Genomic DNA, 18,573 nt, shown 5'->3' with positions numbered 1-18,573 from the left:
ACCGACAACGCGGCGGGCCGACGGGGGGTGTGTCCCCGTCGGCCCGCCGCGTGAAGCCGAGTTGGCGCCGGTCAAGCGTCAGGCGTCAGGCGTCGACCTTCTCCATGACCTCGTCCGAGACGTCGAAGTTCGCGAAGACGTTCTGCACGTCGTCGCTGTCCTCCAGGGCGTCGATCAGCTTGAAGATCTTCCGTGCGCCGTCCTCGTCCAGCTCGACCTGCATGGTCGGTACGAAGTTGGTGTCGGCGGAGTCGTAGTCGATGCCGGCCTGCTGGAGCGCGGTGCGGACCTCGACCAGGTCGGTGGCCTCGCTCAGCACCTCGAAGGACTCACCGAGGTCGTTGACTTCCTCGGCGCCCGCGTCCAGGACGGCGCCCAGGACGTCGTCCTCGCCCAACTCGCCCTTGGGGACGATCACGACGCCCTTGCGGTGGAACAGGTACGACACGGAGCCGGGGTCGGCCATCGAGCCGCCGTTGCGGGTCATCGCGACGCGGACGTCGGACGCGGCACGGTTGCGGTTGTCGGTCAGGCACTCGATGAGCACGGCGACACCGTTGGGTCCGTAACCCTCGTACATGATCGTCTCGTAGTCGGCGCCACCGGCCTCCAGGCCGGCACCGCGCTTGACGGCCGAGTCGATGTTCTTGTTCGGCACCGAACTCTTCTTCGCCTTCTGGATGGCGTCGAAGAGGGTCGGGTTGCCGTCGACATCGGCGCCGCCGGTGCGGGACGCGACCTCGATGTTCTTGATCAGCTTCGCGAAGAGCTTGCCGCGCTTGGCATCGATCACGGCCTTCTTGTGCTTCGTCGTAGCCCATTTAGAGTGGCCGGACATCTGCCTGTCTCCTTCGCGTAACCAATCCTGCTCCGTTCGGCAGAGATCCTACCGGGATCGCCTCACCCCGCGGAGCGCACCATCTCCGTAAAGAAGCCGTGCAGCCGGTGGTCGCCGGTGAGTTCCGGGTGGAACGCCGTCGCGAGGGCGGCGCCCTGCCGTACGGCGACGACATGCCCGCCGTGCTCGGCCAGCACCTGGACCTCGGCGCCCACGGACTCGACCCACGGCGCCCGGATGAAGACCCCGTCCACCGGTCCCACGCCCGCGACGTCGACGGCCGCCTCGAAGGACTCGTTCTGCCGGCCGAAGGCGTTCCTGCGGACGATCATGTCGATCCCGCCGACGGTCTCCTGTCCCGAGCGCGGATCGAGGATCTTCTCCGCGAGCAGGATCAGACCGGCGCAGGTGCCGTAGACCGGCATCCCGGCGCGTACGCGCTCGCGCAGCGGCTGAAGCATCCCGAAGAGGACGGCCAGTTTGGACATGGTCGTGGACTCGCCGCCGGGGATCACCAGGCCGTCGACGGCGGCCAGTTCGTCCGGCCGCCGTACGGTCGTGGGCACCGCTCCGGCCGCCGCCAGGGCCGCCAGGTGCTCGCGTACGTCGCCCTGGAGGGCCAGGACGCCGATCAGCGGGCCGCGCGCGGCGCCCTGGTCACCAGCCACGGTTCGCGTAGTGCTCGGACTCGGGCAGGGTGTCGATGTTGATGCCGACCATGGCCTCGCCGAGGTTGCGCGAGGCGTCCGCGACGATCTTCGGGTCGTCGTAGAAGGTGGTGGCCTTGACGATGGCGGCCGCGCGCTTGGCCGGGTCACCCGACTTGAAGATGCCGGAGCCGACGAAGACGCCCTCGGCGCCGAGCTGGCGCATCAGCGCGGCGTCCGCCGGGGTGGCCACACCGCCCGCGGAGAACAGCACGACGGGCAGCTTGCCGAGCGCGGCGACCTCCTTGACGATCTCGTACGGGGCGCGCAGCTCCTTCGCGGCGGCGTACAGCTCGTTGTTGTCGTAGCCGCGCAGCCTGGCGATCTCGTTCTTGATCTGGCGCAGATGACGGACGGCCTCCACGACGTTGCCGGTGCCGGCCTCGCCCTTGGAGCGGATCATGGCCGCGCCTTCGGCGATACGGCGCAGCGCCTCGCCCAGGTTGGTCGCTCCGCAGACGAACGGCGTGGTGAAGGCCCACTTGTCGGCGTGGTTGACCTCGTCGGCCGGGGTCAGTACCTCGGACTCGTCGATGTAGTCGACGCCGAGCGACTGGAGGACCTGCGCCTCCACGAAGTGGCCGATACGGGACTTGGCCATCACCGGGATCGAGACGGCCTCGATGATGCCGTCGATCATGTCGGGGTCGGACATCCGCGCGACGCCGCCGTCCTTACGGATGTCGGCGGGGACCCGCTCCAGCGCCATCACCGCGACCGCGCCGGCGTCCTCGGCGATCTTCGCCTGCTCGGGCGTGACCACATCCATGATCACGCCGCCCTTGAGCTGCTCGGCCATGCCGCGCTTCACCCGCGCGGTGCCGGTCTCGGGCGTCTGGTTCTCGGCGAGTGTGCTGGACATGGTTGACCTCACTGGGGAACGGAAGAGGAGCGGTTCGACGAATTTGAGCCAACCTCTCCGGACCAGTCCACAGCAAGGGCCAATAGAAGGCCGGTGGATCGTTCTCGCTGCCCTTGGGCGGCTCCGCTACCTGCCGGGGCGGTCCGCCAGGGCGACCGGCGGCTCGTCGTCCATCTCGAAGGCGAGCGGGAACGGCGCGTGACCGGCGAGCCGGAACCAGCGCACGGTGCGGTGCCGGCGCAGGGCGCGGGCCGCGCGGACGGAGTCGTTGTGGAAGCGCCGGGCCATGGGTACGCGGCGTACGGAGGCCGCCAGCTCGTTGGCGGCCTCCTCGCCGCCCGGCGCCTCCCGTACCGCCTCGACCTGCGCGACCTCCCCGAACACGGCGCGCAGGGCCTCGCTCAACTCGCTCTCGGCCACCTCGCGTTGCTCCTCCTCGGCCTGGCGCGCGGTGTGCGCGCCCTGGTAGAGGACGATCGAGGCGGCGGGGTCGAGAACACCGGCGGTGGCCAACTCCTGGGCGACCGAGGCGCGGCGCAGGAGTTGGGCGTCGAGGGAGGCGCGGGCGGCGTCGATCCGTGAGTGCAGACGGTCGAGGCGGCCGGCGGTCCAGCTCAGATAGAGGCCGATCGCCAACAGCCCGGCGAAGATCCAGATCAGGGTTTCGGTCACGAACGGCAGGCTACTGGTGGCCGGGGCGGATTCCCCCACCCCGCCCCAACATGCAGCCCGCCCGGCGATTGAGGGCACAACAATCAGCCCGTCCGGCGATTGAGGACACCGCCTTCCAAAGAGGCAGGCGGCGGCAGCTCAGTCGCGGGTCGCCAGGCCGAAGCGGGCGCGCAGGCCGACGCGTTCGTCCGTGGCCACCGACGCCGCGCCGTCGGTCACCGTCTCGTACACCGCCAGAATGTCCGCGCCCACCGTCGACCAGTCGAACCGCCGCACATGCGCGCTGCCGCGCTCCCGCAGTGCCTCGCGGCGCTCCGGGTCGCCCAGGAGCCGTACCGCCGCCTCCGCCAGGGCGTCCGCGTCCTCGTTGGCGAACAGCTCCCCGGCCGCGCCCTGGTCCAGGACCTGCGCGAACGCGTCCAGGTCGCTCGCCAGCACCGCCGCGCCCGCCGACAGCGCCTCGACCAGGACGATGCCGAAGCTCTCGCCCCCGGTGTTGGGCGCCACGTACAGGTCGACACTGCGCAGCAGCCGCGCCTTGTCCTCGTCGCTGACCATGCCGAGGAATTCGACGCGCCCGCGCATCTCCTTGGGAAGCGACTCGACGGCTTCCTTCTCGTCGCCGCGCCCGGCGACCAGCAGCCTGGTCTCCGGGAGGGCGTCGAGGATCTTCGGCAGGGCCTTCATCAGGACGGGCAGCCCCTTGCGGGGTTCGTCGATGCGCCCTATGAAGCCGATCGTGCCGCCCTGCCAATCGGGGTTGACCTCGGCCCCGGCGAAGAAGCCGACGTCGACACCGTTGGGGATGACGACGGCGTCGCCGCCCAGGTGCTCGACCAGTGTGCGCCGCGCGTACTCGCTGACGGCGATCCGCGCGCTTATCTTCTCCAGTGCCGGCTGGAGGATCGGGTACGCGGCGAGCATCACGCGCGAGCGCGGGTTCGAGGTGTGGAACGTCGCGACGATCGGTCCCTGCGCCGCCCAGCAGGTGAGCAGTCCGAGCGAGGGCGCCGTGGGCTCGTGGATGTGGATGACGTCGAAGGTGCCGTCGTGCAGCCAGCGCCGTACCCGGGCGGCCGCGAGGAAGCCGAAGTTCAGCCGGGCGACGGAGCCGTTGTACGGGACGGGCACGGCCCGCCCGGCGGACACCACGAACGGCGGGAGCGGTGTCTCGTCGTCGGCGGGCGCGAGCACCGAGACCTCGTGGCCGAGCCGGATCAGATGGTCCGCCAGATCCCTGATGTGGAACTGCACTCCGCCCGGTACGTCCCAGGAGTACGGGCAGACGATGCCGATCTTCACGCGGTCCCCCCGGCCCTCTCGGCGGTCTCCGCGGCCCCCGTGCTCTCGGCGGTACGTGGTTCGAGGTCGGCGAGCCAGAGACGTTGCAGCATGTGCCAGTCCTCCGGGTGCTCGGCGATTCCGGTGGCGAACACGTCCGCCACGGCCTGTGTCATCACAGACGACTTTTCGGCCCGCTTACCTGTCTCAGGTACCTCGACGGCCGGATACACCCGCCCCCGCATGAGCTTCGGACCGTCGAAGTTGAGCGTCACCGGGAACAGCAGCGCCCCCGTCTGCTGCGCCAGCATCGCGGGTCCGGCCGGCATCCGTGTCTTCTCACCGAAGAACGTCACCTCCACGCCCGACGCCGACAGATCGCGGTCGGCGACCAGACACACCAGGCCACCGGCCCGCAGCCGCCTGGCGAGCGTCCCGAAGGCGCTGCCACCGGTGTGCGGCAGCACCTCCATACCAAGGCTCTCGCGGTATTCGACGAAGCGGTCGAAGAGTGATTCGGGTTTGAGCCGTTCCACGACGGTGGTGAACGGAACGCCCATCCCCCGGGTCAGCCACGCCCCGGCCAGATCCCAGTTGGCCAGATGCGGCAGGGCCAGTACGACGCCCCGCCCGCTCTGAAGCCCCTCGGTCAGCAGATGGATGTCCTTGATCTCGACGCTGACCCGCACCCGCTCCGCGGACCAGACAGGCAGCCGGAACGACTCCATCCAGTACCGCATGTACGAGCGCATCCCGGCCTTCGACAGCTCCGCCAGGCGCTCGGGGCTCGCCTCCGGCACCACCCGGGCCAGATTCGACTCGAGCCGCAGCACATTCGTGCCGCGCCGCTTCCACACGGTGTCGGCGATGGTCCTGCCGAGTGCGTCGGCGGCCGGTTCGGGGAGCTTCTTGACGGTGCTCCAGCCGAGCCCGTACAGCCCGTCGACCAGCCGGTCCCGCGCGCCGCTCATGAGGCGGACTCGCTCGCGGCGGCGGCGTCCGCCTCGGCGGCCTCGCGCCGTACGGTCACCACCCGCTGCCCGAGCGTCACCAGGGAGCCCACCGCCACCACCCACAGCGCGATCGGCAGCAGGACGTCGATCCCGGGCACGCCGAAGGCGTGCAGCCCCGCGAGACCCGCCGCGACCAGCGAGATGACCAGACGCTCGGCGCGCTCGATGAGCCCGTTGACCGCCACCGGCAGCCCGATGGACTCGCCGCGGGCCTTCGTGTACGAGACGACCTGGCCGCTCGCCAGACAGAAGATCGACACGGCGCACAGCACGTTGTTGTCGCCGTTGCCCGCGTACCAGAGCGCGAATCCGCCGAAGACCGCGCTGTCGGCGACCCGGTCGAGCGTGGAGTCCAGGAAGGCCCCCCACCGGCTGGAGACCCCGGCCTGCCGCGCCATGTTGCCGTCGACGAGGTCCGAGAAGACGAAAAGCGTGATGACGATGGTGCCCCAGAAGAACTCTCCGCGGGGGAAGAAGAACAGCGCGCCGGCCATCACTCCCGCCGTACCGATGAGCGTCACAGCGTCGGGACTCACCCCCCGGCGGAGCAGAAACGCGGCGAACGGGGTGAGGACACGCGTAAAGAATGCACGCGCGTACTTGTTCAGCATGGCCTTCCCGACGGTCGGTGGGCCGGCGGCCCCATCGGTCACCGGCTGGCCCATCGTAGCCACGCCGCGGACCCGCCACCGCCGGGGAGCCCACGCTCGTCTTCGATCACCGGACGGGCCGCGTTCACCGCCCGTCCGCCCCCGCGCCCGCGCGCCCCAGATATGGACGCGGGCCGTGCCGAGTGGAAAGCTCGAAGGACCACCGTGGGCATCGCCGGAGCTGCCGCGCGGCTCCCGTTGCCCGCGCCCTGCTCCTCACCGTGCGATCGATCGGGAGGCATGATCATGGGCGACAAGGCGAACGGACATCCCGGGGCCGCCGGAAGGGCGACGACGGCCGACCGGCCCTCCCGCGTACGGAACGTGGTGCTGGTCGGCCACAGCGGATCCGGCAAGACGACTCTCGTGGAGGCCCTGGCGCTGACCGCCGGGGCGCTGACCCGCGCGGGCCGCGTGGAGGACGGCGGCACCGTCTCGGACTACGACGAGATCGAGCACCGGCAGCAGCGTTCCGTGCAGTTGTCCCTCGTCCCACTGGAGTGGGGCGGATGCAAGATCAATCTGCTGGACACCCCCGGCTACGCGGATTTCGTCGGGGAGTTGAGGGCCGGTCTGCGTGCCGCGGACGCGGCCCTGTTCGTCGTCTCGGCCGCCCAGGAGCCTCAGGCGGTGGCCGGCGCCACCCGCGCGGTGTGGGAGGAGTGCGCCGCCGTCGGCATGCCGCGCGCGATCGTCGTGACGCATCTGGAGACCGCCCGCGTCGGCTTCGAGGAGCTGACCCGGGTCTGCGGCCGGATCTTCGGCGGCGACGACCCCGACGCCGTCCTGCCGCTCCACCAGCCGCTGTACGGCCCCGAGGGGCCCGACGGGCACGCACAGGTCACCGGGCTCACCGGACTGCTCTCACGCAAGATCTACGACTACTCGTCGGGCACCCGCGAGGAGCTGGCGCCCGATCCCGGCAGGCTGCCGTCCATCAACGACGCCCGCGACCGGCTGATCGAGGGGATCATCGCCGAGAGCGAGGACGAGACCCTGATGGAGCGCTATCTGGGCGGTGGCGAGATCGACGGGCGCACCCTCGTGAACGATCTGGAGAAGGCCGTCGCCCGCGGCGTCTTCCACCCCGTCCTCGCGGCGGCGCCGGCCGCCGCCGGTGCCCGCCAGGGGCTCGGCACGGTCGAACTGCTCGAACTGATCACCGGTGGCTTCCCCACCCCGCTGGAGCGCCCCGCCCCCGAGGTCACCACCCCGCACGGCTCCGCACGGCCCCGTCCGAGCTGCGACCCGCGCGGTCCACTGGTCGCCGAGGTGGTGAAGACGGCTTCGGACCCGTACGTGGGCCGGCTCTCCCTCGTCCGGGTCTTCTCCGGCACCCTGCGGCCCGACGAGACGGTCCATGTCTCCGGGCACGGTCTCGCCGACCGGGGGCACGAGGACCACGACGTGGAGATGCGGATCGGCGCGCTGACGGCGCCCTTCGGCAAACAGCAGCGCGCACTGGACAGTTGTATCGCGGGCGATCTGGCGTGTGTGGCGAAGCTGTCGCACGCCGAGACCGGCGACACGCTCTCCGCCACGGACGACCCCCTGCTGATGCGGCCCTGGGCGATGCCCGACCCGCTGCTGCCGCTCGCCGTTCAGGCGCACAGCACCTCGGACGAGGACAAGCTGTCGCAGGGGCTCGCGCGGCTCGCCGCCGAGGATCCGACGATGCGTCTGGAGCAGAATCAGGCCACCCGCCAGGTCGTCCTGTGGTGCCTCGGCGAGGCGCACATGCAGGTGGCGCTGGAGCGGCTGCGCCACCGCTACGGCGTCCAGGTCGATGTCGTACCGCACAAGGTCTCCCTACGGGAGACGTTCGGCGAGCCGGCGGCCGGGCGCGGGCGGCATGTCAAACAGTCCGGCGGCCACGGTCAGTTCGCGATCTGCGAGATCGAGGTCGATCCGCTGCCCGCCGGGTCCGGTTTCGAGTTCGTGGACAAGGTCGTCGGCGGCGCGGTGCCCCGGCAGTTCGTCCCCTCCGTGGAGAAGGGGGTACGGGCGCAGGCCGCGCGCGGCGTCGCCGCCGGGCATCCGCTGGTCGATGTGCGGGTGACGCTGGTCGACGGCAAGTCGCACTCCGTGGACTCCTCCGACGCCGCCTTCCAGACGGCCGGCGCGCTCGCGCTGCGCGAGGCGTCCGCCCGTGCCCGTATCGAACTGCTCGAACCCGTCGCCACGGTGGAGGTGGTGGTCCCCGACGAGTACGTGGGCCACGTGATGAGCGATCTGTCGGGGCGGCGCGGCCGGGTCGTCGGCACCGATCAGGCCGGGCAGGGGCGGACGGCCGTACGGGCCGAGGTGCCGGAGATCGAGATCGGCCGGTACGCGATCGACCTGCGGTCGGTGTCGCACGGCACGGGCCGGTTCAGCCGCGCGTACGCCCGGCACGAGGCGATGCCGCCCCAGTTGGCCGACCGGTTCCGCGAGGGCGCCGGAGCGGCCGTGGTGGCCTGAGCCGACGCGACCGTGGGCCGCCCCGGCCGGATTCTCCCTGACGCGGGGGGTGTGCCCCGGTTACGCTGTGGTGCGCTCCAGCTCAGCAGGTGTGCGGGGCGCGGTAGTTGGGAAAAGGGCGCAGCAGCGGATGCTCGCGGCGATGGGGGCGGACAGTGGCGCACGAAGGATTCGATTTCTCTCCTGGAGCTCAGGTTCCGCTTCAGGGGTCCGCGGGTCAGACGGCGGCGACGCATGCCCTGGCCTCGGCGGCGTACCGCGACAGTCCGATGGAGGAGATCCTCAAGGCGGACAGCGAGTGGCACAAGTCCACCGTCACGAAGGGCAAGATCTCGCTCTTCGAGCCGAATCTGGGCGAGGCGTTCGCGCGCGCGGTGCAGATGCGGATGCTGGGCGGCGGCCGGGGGGACCTCGTCCAGTCCTTCGGCATGGAGCCGCAGACGGTGGTCGAGCACTGCCTGGCGGCCAACCACATCCGCAAGCAGCGCGACATCCGGCTGACCCTGGTGAGCGTGGTGTTCGGCGTGCTGTTCCTGCCGGGGACGCTGTTGTGGATCGGCGTCTTCCAACTGCGCCGGATGCTGGCGGGGTCGAAGGACAAGAAGGCGGGCGCGATCGGCGGGGCGCTGCTGTTCGGGGTCGCCGCGCTGGCGGTGGTGTTCGTGGTCGCGCTGCCGTTCAACGGCTTCCTCGGCTGGTATCTGCGCGGGGTGATCATCGCTCCGGTCGTCGGCTGGCTGCTCGCCAAGCAGATCTGTGAGTCGACGGCGAAGGATCTGCGCGCCCGCTGGACCGACCTGCTCTCGGGCGGCGGTCTCGGCGCCAAGGTGCCCGACGCGGTGCCGGGCCATCCGGACGAGACCGCGCGGGAGGAGCTGCGCAGCGGGCTGGAGAAGCTGACGGCCGAGCAGCGCTCCAACGCGGTCTTCTACGCGGGCCCCAAGGGGATACTCGGCATGGGCACCCGGTGGGGCAGTTGGCAGCTCGCGGAGGAGCTGGCTCCCAAGGATCCCGGCAAGGAGATCCACCAGTTCCGCAGTTACGACGTGATACGGGCGATGCACGACCAGTTGAAGATGCTGGAGCGCAGCCCGCTGAACTCCGGTGGTTTTCCCAAGCCGGAGGTGAAGCACTGGATCGTACGGCCGGTGGGTGAGAACGCCGGGTCGGTCAGCAGGCCGACCGGCGAGGACGTGGAAGCCTTCCAGGTGAAGCCGCACGCCATACAGAAGATCTGCAACCACCAGCAGTTCGGCGCCGGCGACCGGCACTATCTGGGCGTGCAGTTCGTGCTGTGGGACGGCCAGTTGATCCTCACGATGATGATCACGGTGACGGTGCTGCACGAGACGCTGCGGATCGAGGTGACCGGCCACGCGCTGGGCCCGGTCCACTCCCTGTTCACCTCAGGGCCGGCGGCCAAGACGGTCACGACGGCCAAGACGGTCCGGTTCTGGGAGACCAAGACCCGCACCCTGCCGCTGATCGAGCCGAAGGAAGCGGTACGGCTGGCGGTCCGGGCCCCGTTCACCTGGTATCCGCCGATCCTGGATTTCCTCGGCGGGAAGCTGTCCCTGCCGGAGCCGTTCGGTCTGCGGCACGCCTGGGCGGAGAAGCCGTGGCGGCACCGCTTCATGGCGGACGACGCGATGCGCGCGGCGGCGCCGGTGCTGCGGGTGGCACACACGGCGGCCCTTCGGGTGCTGAACGACAACGGTGTGGACACCGACCGCTTCGGCAGCCGCTTCTCCGCCCTCAGCGGCGCGGTCCAGGACCCGACGCCGAAGAAGGTCGACGTGTACGACGCGTAGGCCGGGGGGCCGGGGGCCGGGGACGCCTGGTCAGCTCGTCGGCCACGCGTCGGCGAGCATCACCCGGGTGTCCGCCAGCAGTTGGGGCAGCACCTTCGTATGCGCGATGACGGGCATGAAGTTGGCGTCGCCGCCCCAGCGCGGCACGACGTGCTGGTGCAGATGCGCGGCGATGCCGGCGCCCGCCACGGTGCCCTGGTTCATGCCGATGTTGAAGCCGTGCGCCCCGGAGGCCGTACGCAGCGCGGTCATCGCCTGCTTGGTGAACGCGGCCAGCTCGGCGGTCTCGTCCGCCTCCAGCTCCGTGTAGTCGGCGACGTGCCGGAACGGCACGACCATGAGATGGCCGCCGTTGTACGGATACAGGTTCAGCACCGCGTAGACGAACTCGCCGCGGGCGATGACGAGCCCGTCCTCGTCGGACTTGCGCGGGATGGAGCAGAAGGGGCAGCCGTCGTCCGCGTTCGGGCCGGTGGGCTTGTTCTCGCCCTGGATGTAGGCCATCCGGTGGGGCGTCCACAGACGCTGGAACGCGTCCTGGGTGCCCACTCCGATCTGCTGCTCCGGCTCACTCGTCATGCTCCGAAGCATATGACTTCGGCCCGGTGAAGCGTGTCGCCGGGCCCGCCGCGCGCATGCCCCCGCCATGCTGGCGCGATGCATGTCCGGAACCGGGCCGACCGGCTGCGCGACTGGGAGCGGCGTGTCGAACTGCCGCTCCTCATCGCCTCGCCGCTCTTCCTCGCCTGTTACGCGGTGCTCGTTCTGAACGACAACCGCGCCCCTGTCCTCGGCGACGTCGCGCTGTCCCTCCTCTTCACGATCTGGGCGCTGTTCGTGGTCGACTACGCGGTCCGGGTGTGGCTGAGCGGCCGGGGCGCCCACTTCGCGAGGACGCACTTGCTGGACACGGTCGTCCTGCTGCTGCCGTTGCTGCGCCCGCTGCGGATCGTGAACACGTACGCGACGCTCCAGCGCCGCCACGACCGGCCCCGGCTGAGCCTGTACGGGCGGGTGATGGCGTACGCGGGGATCTCCGCCGCCCTGCTGAGCTTCGCCGCGGCCCTCGCGGTCTACCAGCAGGAGCGCGGCGCGCCGGGTGCCACCATCCGGACCTTCGGGGACTCCGTGTGGTGGGCCTGCTCGGCGATCACCACGGTCGGGTACGGCGATGTCACCCCGGTGACGCCGCTCGGCCGGCTGTTCGCGGTCTTTCTGATGATCTGCGGTCTGGCGCTGCTGGGCGCGGTCACCGGTTCGTTCTCCTCCTGGCTGATCCAGGTCTTCGGCCGCGAGGACCGCGCGGGCGAGGCGAGTGGGGCCGATGGGACCGGCGGGGCGATCACGGCGGCCGAAGGCGGCCCGCTGCCGGACGACGTACGGCCCCCGGGGGGCTGATGCCTCTCCGGGGGCCGTACAACACGCCTCAGACCTGTACGCGGCGCTCCACGACGTCCAGCAGCTCGGCCAGCGCCTCGTCGGCGGGGATGCCGTTCTTCTGCGTCCCGTCGCGGTAGCGGAAGGACACCGCGCCGTTGGCGACGTCCTCGTCACCAGCGATGATCATGAACGGCGTCTTGGCCTTCTGGTGGTTGCGGATCTTCTTCTGCATCCGGTCCGCGGACGCGTCCACCTCGACCCGCAGCCCCTTGGCCTTCGCCCGCGCGGCGAACTCCTGGAGGTAGGGCACATGCGCGTCGCCGATCGGGATGCCGACCGCCTGGACGGGCGCCAGCCAGGCCGGGAACGCGCCCGCGTAGTGCTCCAGGAGCACGGCGAAGAAGCGCTCGATCGAGCCGAACAGCGCCCGGTGGATCATCACGGGCTGCTGCTTGGAGCCGTCCGGCGCGGTGTACTCCAGCTCGAACCGCTTCGGCTGCTGGAAGTCGACCTGGATGGTGGACATCTGCCACGACCGGCCGATGGCGTCCTTGGCCTGTACGGAGATCTTCGGCCCGTAGTACGCGGCGCCGCCCGGGTCCGGGACCAGCGGCAGACCCTGCTTGTCGGCGGCGGCCTGGAGCGCCGCCGTGGCCTCCTCCCACTCCGCGTCCTCGCCCATGAACTTGTCGGACTCGGGATCGCGGGTGGACAGCTCCAGCTCGAAGTCGGACAGCCCGTAGTCGCGCAGCAGATCGAGGACGAAGGTGAGCAGGGAGTCCAGCTCCTGCGGCATCTCCTCCTTGGTGCAGTAGATGTGCGCGTCGTCCTGGGTGAAGCCGCGCGAGCGGGTGAGGCCGTGCACGACCCCGGACTTCTCGTAGCGGTAGACCGTGCCGAACTCGAAGAGACGCAGCGGCAGTTCGCGGTAGGACCGGCCGCGCGCCTTGAAGATCAGGTTGTGCATCGGGCAGTTCATGGCCTTGAGGTAGTAGTCCTGGCCGTCGAACTGCATGGGCGGGAACATGCCGTCCGCGTAGTGCGGCAGGTGTCCCGAGGTCTCGAACAGCTTCTTCTTGGAGATGTGCGGGGTGTTGACGAACTCGTACTCGGCCTCCTCGTGGCGGTGGCGCGAGTACTGCTCCATCTCCTTGCGGATCACCCCGCCCTTGGGGTGGAAGACCGCGAGGCCGGAGCCCAGCTCGTCGGGGAAGGAGAACAGGTCCAGCTCGCTGCCCAGCCTGCGGTGGTCGCGGCGCTCGGCCTCGGCGAGGAAGTCGAGGTGGGCCTTCAGCTCGTCCTTGGACGGCCAGGCGGTGCCGTAGATCCGCTGGAGCTGCGGGTTCTTCTCGCTGCCGCGCCAGTAGGCGGCGGCCGAGCGCATCAGCTTGAAGGCGGGGATGTTACGGGTGGTGGGCAGGTGCGGGCCGCGGCACAGGTCCTTCCAGCACAGCTCGCCGGTCTTGGCGTCGAGGTTGTCGTAGATCGTCAGCTCACCGGCGCCGACCTCGGCGGACGCGCCCTCGGCGGCGTCGGCGGCCTTGCCCTTGAGCCCGATCAGCTCGATCTTGTACGGCTCGCCGGCCAGCTCGACCCGCGCGTCCTCGTCGGTGGTGACCCGCCGGGAGAATCGCTGGCCGCGCTTCTGGATCTCCTGCATCCTCTTCTCGACACGCTTGATGTCGTCGGGGGTGAAGGGCTCGGCGACGTCGAAGTCGTAGTAGAAACCGTCCTTGATCGGCGGACCGATACCCAGCTTCGCCTCGGGGAACAGATCCTGCACGGCCTGCGCCATGACATGCGCGGTGGAGTGCCGCAGGATGTTCAGCCCGTCCTCGGACGACATCTCGACGGGCTCGACACTGTCGCCGTCGGCGACCTCGTGGCTGAGGTCCTTCAGCTCACCGCCCACCCGGGCGGCGATCACGGTGCGCTCGCCGGGGAAGAGGTCGGCCGCCGTAGTGCCCGTCGTCACCACGCGCTCTTCCCGCTCGGAATCGCGTTCGATGGTCACGCGGACATCTGACACCGGTCTCTCCTTCACTCATGGGGCGCGCACGCTCGTATCCGTACGCGTCGGGAATCGTACCGAGCCGAAGGGGCCACTCGCTAAACGGTTGAATTGTGCCGTCATCTCCGGCGTACGTCGCGAAGGGCGCGGGTATCACCGATTCGGGCAGTCGGCCCGATGCCATCTGCCAAGCGTGCGCGAGGAGTTCGGGGATGACGCACTGGTACGAGGGCCCCCTGGCCGCATTCGACATCGAGACGACAGGAACCGACGCCGAGCGGGACCGGATAGTGTCGGCCGCCCTCGTCGTCCAGGACAGCTCGGGCACCCGCGCCCGGGTCACCCGCTGGCTGGTCAATCCGGGTATCCCGATGCCGGTCGAGGCGACCGAACGGCACGGTCTCACCGACACGTTGGTCCAGCGCTCCGGCCGCTGGCCGGCCCCGGTGATCGAGGAGGCCGGCCGGGCGCTGGCCGAGCAGTGCACGGCGGGCCGGCCGCTGGTGGTCATGAACGCGCCGTTCTGTCTGACGGTGCTGGACCGCGAGATGCGGCGCCATCGCGACTCGTCACTGGCCCGCTATCTGGAGAATGCCCCGCTCTGTGTGCTCGATCCGAGCGTGCTGGACCGGCATCTCGATCCCGTCCGCAAGGGCCGGCGGCGGCTGATCGACCTCTGTTCGCTGTACGGGGTGGTGCTGGACGGCGAGCACGACGCCGTGGCCGACGCGGCGGCGGCGCTCGAAGTGGTCCGCTCGGTGGGGCGCCGGTTCGCCACGACGACACAGCAGCTCAGCGTGGCCCAGTTGCACGCGCGGCAGGCCATCTGGCACGCGGCGCAGACGCGCGGCCACCAGGAGTGGTTCGCCCGCGGCGGCCCACGGACCGCGCCCGATCCCGCGTGGCCGCTGCGCCCCCAACTGCCCGCCGCGGCCTGAGAGTCGACCCACACAGCAAGGCCGGTCCGTCATCGACGGACCGGCCTTTCCCGGTGGGCGATACTGGTTTCGAACCAGTGACCTCTTCGGTGTGAACGAAGCGCTCTCCCACTGAGCTAATCGCCCGGGAACGCACTGAACCATACAGGTCTCGGCGGGTTTCGTTCAAACCGTATGACGGCCCGCGAGGACCTTCCGCAGCCCTCGCCGCCCGGACCGCATCATCAGCGCGTGGTTGGCGAGGAAGAAGGGACGCCCGACCACGGCGAGCCGCCGCAGCAGCGGCTTGTTGACGTCGACCTCCTGCTCGTACAGGGCGCTGGTGCCGTCGCCCCGGGCGCTCAGGGTCCAGCGCGCCCAGCCTTCGAGGTCGCCGGTCATCTCCATCTCGAGGACACGGGCGCGCGGATCGTTCCTGCTCTCGCGGGCGCTGATGACGAGGTCGTACGGAATCACGGACCGGAACCGCGCGGTCCCGCCGCGCTCGTCGATCGGGGTGACCTCACGGACCTGGGGCCACCAGTCGGGATACTCGCCGGCCCGCTCCAGCACAAGGAAGACGGAGTCGGGGTCGGCGTCGAGCAGCCAGACGGTGCGGAAGCGGTAGTGATACCAGTCCATGGTCCAAGTGTGCGCTCCGCGCGGGTACTCACACACGTATCTGAGTACGAGAGCCGATGGCCCGTCCGGTGGCACAGGCCACACTCCGGACCATGGAGAACGTTCCGCGTCCGGCCGAGGAGCTGGCGGTCCTCGATCACGAACTGGCCCACATCGAGGCGCGCAGGCTTCAGTTGCTCGCCCGCAGGTCCCATCTGCTGACGCTGCTGACACCTCCGCAGCCGGTGCCGACGCGTCAGACGCCGGCGCCGTGGCCCGCCGCCCGCGCGCCCGAGACGTCCCCGCCGAGCGTGCAGAACGCTCTGCTCGCGCTGGGCGGTGTGCTGCTGACCATCGCGGCGATCGCCTTCACGGTGGTGAGCTGGGGCTCCATGGGCATCGGCGGCCGGTCCCTCGTGCTGGGCACCGTCACCGCCGCCGCGCTCGCCGCACCGGCCGTGCTGCTGCGCCGGGGTCTGGCCTCCACCGCCGAGGCCGTCGGCGCGCTGGCCCTGGTGCTGACCGTCCTCGACGCCTACGCGCTGTACCGGGTCGCGCTTCCCGACGCCGACCCGCTCGGCTACACGGCCGCCGCGTGCGCCGTGCTGGCCGCCGTCTGGGCGGCGTACGGGCTGCTGCTCGACCAACTGCGTACGCCGCTGCCCGCCGCCGTCCTGACCGCCCAACTCCCGCTGCCGCTCTGGGCACTGGCCGCCGGTACCGGCCAACTGACCTTCGCGTGGGCGCTGCTGGCGACCGCCGTCGCGGACACCGCGCTCGCGCTGTGGACGAAACCCGAGCCGACCCGGTCGATCGCGGGCGTCACCGCCTGGGTGGCCGGCGGCTCGGCGCTGCTCATCGCGAGCGGTCTCTCGCTGACCGCCGACTCCCCGCTCGACGCCTCCCGGCCCGGCGCGCTGCTGCTCGCCGGGGCCGGACTCGGTCTCTTCGTCGCCGTCCGGGCGCCCGGCGTCGCGTTCGCCGGCGCTCTGGTGGCCGGCCTCGCGGCGACCGCCGCGACGGGCGGTGTGGTGCGCCCCGCGGTGCCGCTCCAGTGGGCCGTGGTCGGGTATCTGCTGTGCGGCGCCGCCCTGTTGACGGCTGTACGCGCTCCGCTGCCCCGCGCGGCGGTGCGCGGGCTGTGCGCCGCCGCCGGGGCCGTCGGGGCCGGAGCCGTCCTGTGGACGCTGCCCTCGGTGGCCGCGACACTGCTCGGTCCGGTGTCCCGGGTGGACGCCGTCTGGTCGGGTGCGCCGGGCAGCGCGCGGGAGGCGATCGGAACCGATCCGGGGTGGTCGGCGAACGCGACGGCGCCGCTGGTGCTGCTGATCGCCGCCGGGCTCCTCGCACTCGCGTACCGCCGCCTGCCCGCCTCCTGGCGACCCGCCGCGCTGTCCGGTGCGACGGCGCTCAACTGGGCCGCCGTGCTGGTCCTTCCCGCGGCGCTGGACCTCGGGCACGGGGCAGCGGTGGCGACGGGTCTCGTCCTGACGGCGGGCGCGCTGACGCTCGCGGTGTACGCGCATCTGCCGGCCGCGCGGCGACGGCCCGGCCACGCGGTACCGCCGGCGGTCTCGACGACCGCCATGATCTGCGCACCGGCCGGCGCGGCCAATGTCTCGCTGCTGGCCCTGGCCACCGAGTCGACCACGCTGGTCACCCTCGGCGTACTGCTCGCCCTGCTCTGCGTCGCCGCGCCGGCCCTGAACCCCGCCGCGACGGCGGACGACACCGAAGGCGACGCCACGGAGGTCTCCCCCGTGGCACGGGCCGCCTACCTCGCCCGGTCCTTCCAGACCGTCCTCGCCTGTCTCGCCGTCGTGACGGCCGTCGCCCTGCTGTGCGCGATCTGCGCGTCCGCCGGGCTGCCACGCGAGCACATCGCCCTGGTGGTCCTCGTGGTACCCGCCGCCGGCGCCCTGCTCGGCGCCCGCCTGGGCCGCCACCCCGTCGCCCTGCCGCTGGAGCTGACGGCGGCCGGTGCCGGTCTGCTCGCCGTCGTCCTCGCCGCCGGCCGCCCGGAGACCGTCGCCCTCGTGCTCGCCCTGTGCGCGGTCGTCGCGGCGGGCACCGCGCTGCGCCCGGACCGCCGCCCGGCGGCCGGTTATCTCGCGGCGGCGCTGTTCGTCCTGGCCACCTGGGTGCGGCTGTACGCCTCCGACGTGTCCACCCCGGAGGCGTACACCCTGCCGGTGACCGTCCCCGCGCTCGTCGTGGGTGCCCTGCGGCGCCGTGGCGACCGGGAGGCGTCGTCCTGGACGGCGTACGGCCCCGGCCTGGCCGCCACGCTCCTGCCGAGCCTCGCCGCCGCCTGGGGCGACACGCACTGGCTGCGCCCGCTGGCCCTGGGAGCCGCCGCGCTCGCCGTCACCCTCGTCGGCGCCCGGCTACGGCTCCAGGCGCTGCTGGTCCTCGGCGGCACCGTGCTCGCCCTGGACGCGCTGCACGAACTGGCGCCGTACATCGTCCAGGTCGTGGGCGCGCTGCCGCGCTGGCTGCCGCCCGCGCTCGCCGGGCTGCTGCTCCTGGCGGTGGGCGCGACCTACGAACGGCGCCTGAACGACGCCAGACGGCTCCGGGAGTCGCTGGGCCGGATGCGCTGACGGACCGGCGCCGGGGAATCACGTACCGGAAACGACCGATGCCCCTCAGACGGTGAAGTCTTCGGGGCATCGATTTCGGGTGGGCGATACTGGGTTCGAACCAGTGACCTCTTCGGTGTGAACGAAGCGCTCTCCCACTGAGCTAATCGCCCGGACGCGGGGCAAACATTACCCCATGTCAGCAGCCCCTGAGGACCGCTCCCCGCCTCACTCCTCGATCTTCCAGGGCATGGTCAATCCGAACTGCCACAGGTAAATGCCGACCAGTACCGCGATGATCACCACACCGATGCTCGTGAGGATGATGTTGCGCCGTCGCACCTTGGGATCGAGCGCTTTCTGCGCCGCTTCGGTGACCTTGCGCCGCGTCCACCGGAGCACCAGTTGTGCCCAGACGAATTCGGTCGCCCAGATCGCCATACCGCCGAAGATCACCAGCCAGCCGGGACCGGGCAGCACCAGCATCGCCGCACCCGCCACGACCACCGCGAGCCCGACGACGAATACGCCGACCTGCCAGCTCACATGAAGCGTCTTCGAACTCTTGATAAAGCCCGGGGCACGTGAGCCCAGCACGGGCTCCTGCCGCTCCGCCGCCAATTCCCCCGCGGATTTCTCTGCCGTCGGCACGACGACATCCCCCCGCTCGTCACTCTCCGCATGCATGGTTCCCAACCTACCCGACGTCGGGTCGTCACCGGAATGGCGGCATAAGTCGAAGTTACACACCGCTGTACGAGCTACCTG

At 70.9% G+C, this 18,573-nt stretch carries 16 protein-coding genes and 2 tRNA genes; 5 read left to right on the top strand and 13 right to left on the bottom strand.

Annotated features, from left to right (window positions below):
• Positions 1-85: 85 nt before the first annotated feature.
• The 7 genes from OG329_RS35450 to pgsA form a co-directional block, all read right to left on the bottom strand.
• Positions 86-838, bottom strand: a complete 753-nt coding sequence (locus OG329_RS35450) for a YebC/PmpR family DNA-binding transcriptional regulator (protein ID WP_405800699.1) — start codon at positions 836-838, stop codon at positions 86-88.
• A 62-nt stretch (positions 839-900) separates the two neighbouring features.
• Positions 901-1,506, bottom strand: coding sequence for a pyridoxal 5'-phosphate synthase glutaminase subunit PdxT (pdxT, locus tag OG329_RS35445; RefSeq protein WP_405800698.1), 606 nt, complete (start codon positions 1,504-1,506; stop codon positions 901-903).
• On the bottom strand, positions 1,496-2,407 hold the full coding sequence (gene pdxS, locus OG329_RS35440; RefSeq protein ID WP_405800696.1) for a pyridoxal 5'-phosphate synthase lyase subunit PdxS: 912 nt from the start codon (positions 2,405-2,407) through the stop codon (positions 1,496-1,498). The genes pdxT and pdxS overlap by 11 nt, the downstream gene beginning before the upstream one ends.
• 126 nt (positions 2,408-2,533) lie before the next feature.
• Entirely contained in the window at positions 2,534-3,079 is a 546-nt protein-coding gene (locus OG329_RS35435) for a hypothetical protein (protein WP_405800695.1), read from the bottom strand.
• Between the two features lie 138 nt (positions 3,080-3,217).
• A complete protein-coding gene (locus OG329_RS35430) occupies positions 3,218-4,381 on the bottom strand; it encodes a glycosyltransferase family 4 protein (RefSeq protein WP_405800694.1) in 1,164 nt (387 codons plus the stop codon).
• The gene (locus OG329_RS35425) at positions 4,378-5,331 is read right to left on the bottom strand and encodes a phosphatidylinositol mannoside acyltransferase (protein ID WP_405800693.1); all 954 of its coding nucleotides are present in this window, start codon (positions 5,329-5,331) and stop codon (positions 4,378-4,380) included. The genes OG329_RS35430 and OG329_RS35425 overlap by 4 nt, the downstream gene beginning before the upstream one ends.
• A complete protein-coding gene (gene pgsA / locus OG329_RS35420) occupies positions 5,328-5,984 on the bottom strand; it encodes a phosphatidylinositol phosphate synthase (RefSeq protein ID WP_405802193.1) in 657 nt (218 codons plus the stop codon). Before pgsA ends, OG329_RS35425 begins: the two co-directional genes overlap by 4 nt.
• Positions 5,985-6,269: 285 nt before the next feature.
• Between pgsA and OG329_RS35415 the strand changes: the two genes are divergently transcribed.
• Positions 6,270-8,483 (top strand): elongation factor G-like protein EF-G2, encoded by a 2,214-nt coding sequence (locus tag OG329_RS35415; RefSeq protein WP_405800692.1) that lies wholly within the window; start codon positions 6,270-6,272, stop codon positions 8,481-8,483.
• A gap of 155 nt (positions 8,484-8,638) precedes the next feature.
• Entirely contained in the window at positions 8,639-10,294 is a 1,656-nt protein-coding gene (locus tag OG329_RS35410; RefSeq protein ID WP_405800691.1) for a hypothetical protein, read from the top strand.
• A 30-nt stretch (positions 10,295-10,324) separates the two neighbouring features.
• Here the strand turns inward: OG329_RS35410 and OG329_RS35405 are convergent, their stop codons facing one another.
• Positions 10,325-10,885, bottom strand: a complete 561-nt coding sequence (locus OG329_RS35405; RefSeq protein ID WP_405800689.1) for an HIT family protein — start codon at positions 10,883-10,885, stop codon at positions 10,325-10,327.
• Between the two features lie 66 nt (positions 10,886-10,951).
• On the opposite strand from OG329_RS35405, the gene OG329_RS35400 reads away from it, so the two are divergent.
• The gene (locus OG329_RS35400; protein ID WP_405800687.1) at positions 10,952-11,692 is read left to right on the top strand and encodes a potassium channel family protein; all 741 of its coding nucleotides are present in this window, start codon (positions 10,952-10,954) and stop codon (positions 11,690-11,692) included.
• 28 nt (positions 11,693-11,720) lie between these two features.
• On the opposite strand, the gene thrS is transcribed toward OG329_RS35400, so the two are convergent.
• Positions 11,721-13,703: a threonine--tRNA ligase gene (gene thrS, locus OG329_RS35395; RefSeq protein ID WP_405800686.1), complete on the bottom strand. Its 1,983-nt coding sequence runs from the start codon at positions 13,701-13,703 to the stop codon at positions 11,721-11,723.
• Positions 13,704-13,897: 194 nt separating this feature from the next.
• Between thrS and OG329_RS35390 the strand changes: the two genes are divergently transcribed.
• Positions 13,898-14,623 (top strand): exonuclease domain-containing protein, encoded by a 726-nt coding sequence (locus OG329_RS35390; protein ID WP_405800685.1) that lies wholly within the window; start codon positions 13,898-13,900, stop codon positions 14,621-14,623.
• Positions 14,624-14,677: 54 nt separating this feature from the next.
• On the opposite strand, the gene OG329_RS35385 is transcribed toward OG329_RS35390, so the two are convergent.
• A tRNA-Val gene (locus OG329_RS35385) sits at positions 14,678-14,749 on the bottom strand.
• Between the two features lie 39 nt (positions 14,750-14,788).
• Positions 14,789-15,244 carry an SRPBCC family protein gene (locus OG329_RS35380; RefSeq protein WP_405800684.1) on the bottom strand — a complete coding sequence of 152 codons (456 nt, stop codon included), beginning with the start codon at positions 15,242-15,244 and terminating at the stop codon, positions 14,789-14,791.
• 92 nt (positions 15,245-15,336) lie between these two features.
• Here OG329_RS35380 and OG329_RS35375 point away from each other — a divergent pair, with 92 nt between their 5' ends.
• Entirely contained in the window at positions 15,337-17,826 is a 2,490-nt protein-coding gene (locus OG329_RS35375; protein WP_405800683.1) for an SCO7613 C-terminal domain-containing membrane protein, read from the top strand.
• Positions 17,827-17,906: 80 nt separating this feature from the next.
• On the opposite strand, the gene OG329_RS35370 is transcribed toward OG329_RS35375, so the two are convergent.
• Together OG329_RS35370 and OG329_RS35365 are read right to left on the bottom strand one after the other, a co-directional pair.
• Positions 17,907-17,978: transfer RNA gene (locus tag OG329_RS35370), tRNA-Val, on the bottom strand.
• A 55-nt stretch (positions 17,979-18,033) separates the two neighbouring features.
• Positions 18,034-18,492 carry a TIGR02611 family protein gene (locus tag OG329_RS35365; RefSeq protein ID WP_405800681.1) on the bottom strand — a complete coding sequence of 153 codons (459 nt, stop codon included), beginning with the start codon at positions 18,490-18,492 and terminating at the stop codon, positions 18,034-18,036.
• Positions 18,493-18,573: the final 81 nt, after the last annotated feature.

Source organism: Streptomyces sp. NBC_01506 (assembly GCF_045040295.1).
Taxonomy (GTDB): domain Bacteria; phylum Actinomycetota; class Actinomycetes; order Streptomycetales; family Streptomycetaceae; genus Streptomyces.
Note: the sequence above shows the minus strand (reverse complement) of the source record. Positions and strands in the feature narration are given on the sequence as shown.